The sequence below is a fragment of the Actinomycetota bacterium genome, from assembly GCA_030682655.1.
GTDB lineage: Bacteria > Actinomycetota > Coriobacteriia > Anaerosomatales > JAUXNU01 > JAUXNU01.
In genome coordinates this window covers 1-2,346 of the sequence record JAUXNU010000090.1, presented here as the reverse complement: position 1 = coordinate 2,346, position 2,346 = coordinate 1, and the positions used below count along the sequence as shown (strand labels likewise).

General features: G+C 60.1%; 3 protein-coding genes. All 3 read left to right on the top strand.

The window, feature by feature from the left end; genetic code table 11:
• A partial coding sequence (locus Q8K99_05170) for a type II toxin-antitoxin system VapC family toxin (protein ID MDP2181946.1) occupies positions 1 to 306 on the top strand: 306 nt, incomplete at its 5' end.
• A gap of 107 nt (positions 307 to 413) precedes the next feature.
• Positions 414 to 1,196, top strand: a complete 783-nt coding sequence (locus Q8K99_05165) for a hypothetical protein (protein MDP2181945.1) — start codon at positions 414 to 416, stop codon at positions 1,194 to 1,196.
• 169 nt (positions 1,197 to 1,365) lie between these two features.
• A complete protein-coding gene (locus Q8K99_05160) occupies positions 1,366 to 2,079 on the top strand; it encodes a carbohydrate binding domain-containing protein (protein ID MDP2181944.1) in 714 nt (237 codons plus the stop codon).
• The last annotated feature ends 267 nt before the right edge of the window (positions 2,080 to 2,346 follow it).

Below are 2,346 nucleotides of genomic sequence, written 5' to 3'. Positions count from 1 at the left end.
AAAGCGATCGAGGAGCCGGACGACCTGGTCGTCCCCGCGCTCACACTCTTCGAGGTGTTCAAGCGAACTCATCAGATCGCGGACGAGACCACGGCGCTTGATGCAGTCGCTGTCATGATGCAGGGCAGGGTGGTCGACCTGACGCCCTCTCTGGCCTTGGACGCAGCTCGAACCTCACTCGAGACCGGTCTTGCGATGGCCGATTCGATCATCCTTGCGACCGCTCGCGCGGAGGATGCCGTGCTCTGGACGCAGGACTCGCACTTCGACGGCTTCGAGAGCGTGGAGTTCCGTCCCAAGCGATGACGAGTGACTAACCCCGGCATCGAGCCGACTTCGCACCTCATCGGCTACCATGACAGTCGTAGGGCGCGGCTCATGCCGTAACACGTTCGACACACCATGGAGGTGCCATGGAGGAGAAGACGCGACGAATCCTGCATGTCCGGCCAGAGACGTTGCGATACGCTCTCTCCACGGCGATCCTCGATCTCACGCAACAGCAGAGGGACGTCTTCGGCCTTCTGCTTTGGCTCGGCACTATGGATCAGAAGCGCGTGGCCGACGTCGACTTCCTTCCTGGGCTGGCTCGCATGATGGAGGACGGCATGACGGTCGACTCCGTGGAGGAGCTGCGCACGCAAGCTTCAATCGTGGCGTTGGATCTGTCCTTGTGCAGATATGTCGATTCTGCTATCACGTTCTTCCGTGATGCGTGTGCCATCGGGCTCTTGCTGAATCCGGTCCCGTTGAGAAGTGCGCAGAAGCAGATGAGCCTGAACGAGGTCCTCGGATTCGACTCCATGCCTGAGCTCGTCGCCTCATTGGCTGTCCGGAAGAGCCAAGAGATGGCGCGCGACGACTTCCAGCTCCTGGCGTTCTGCGCTGACACGCTGAAGATGCCGGTGTTTGCGGACGAGTCTGAACGCCTACAAGCCAAGACGGCCATTCGTACAAGGAACCTGCTCGTTCACAACAGTGGCCGAATCGACGCACGACACGTCAAGGCTCTGAATCTCGGTGTGGAGATGATAGATCAGCAAGTCGAACTCACCTACGGATTCGTTCGGTCTCTTATTGCGGTCTTTGACACGAGTACTGAACGTGTCGCCGCGCATCTGGAGAGTGAGTGGCGAGAGCACTTCCCTGACATTGAAGATCCGACGGTGAGCCCGACCGAAGTCAAGGACACATAGTTCGGGTGTCGAACCCCGGCATCGAGCGGACCGCGCGAGATAGAATCAACACGAGCGGCGCAAACCGGCCGCTCATGCCGTAACACGTAGCGTTGGGCGGATGGGGCATGCGTCCTGGCAATGTGGGGAGTCGGGTGGCGTGGAGATACGTCGGAAACCTCGAGACTCAGTGAGAGAGCGAGAAGCATGGCGTCGCGCTTGGCTTGGCGCGATGGCCACCCTGTTGGCCGCCGCGCTAGGTGCGTGGTTGACTGTCTGGGCTCCTCGCTCCTGTGAGAAGGAGCCCCCCGCAGTTCGCCGGGCCGCACCCGCATATCTGCCAACTGAAGCGGTGGAATACTGGTCCTGGCAACCCGACGAGACGCCAGAGTCGCCAGTCTGGCGACAGGCTGAGGGGCCCGTCGAGGTCTCCGAGTACTTCGCCCCGGCGGCATGGGTCGGTGACCGCGAGGACGTCAGTTTCGACGAGCACTGGCGAGCGGAATACCGCTCGGCTCCCGATTGCGCGAGATGCGTCTATGCCCCTGGCGATTCACAGGAACTGGGCTGGGCTGGCATTGGCTGGGTTGATGTGATGTACCCTCAGTACTCCGTCGGTGTCGATCTTTCAAAGATCGATAGGCTGAGTTTTTGGATCAAGGGGGACGAGGGGGGCGAACAGGTAGAGTTCAGGGTTGGGGGGACGGAAGACGACAATGCTCAGCCGAGTTGCTCTACCGGCGTCATCTCCTTGAGCCGTGCCTGGCAAGAGGTGAGCATTCCTCTGGACATCACATCTGAGCTCCACCTGGACCGAGTGTTCAGCGGGTTCATGTGGCTTGCCAGCGAGAGGGACAACCCGAGTGGGTGCAGCTTCTTGATCGATGATGTGCGTCTCGAGTAGCCCAGTCACACAACACCGCCCAACCCGCGCTTCCAGCTGACTCACGACAGCGCTAGGCTGAAGACAGGCGCTCGTTCGCAGCTGAAGCGCAAACACGTTAGTCACATCGTCTCTCCGCCGCCGCTATGAGCTGTGGTTCGTGCGCTTGTCATACGTATCTGCTATCGATACAATATGCGTAGTACAACCAGGAGGTGCACGATGGACGCAGTCACCATTTCTCCCAAGTTCCAGGTCGTGATCCCGAAAGCGATCCGCGAGCAGCTC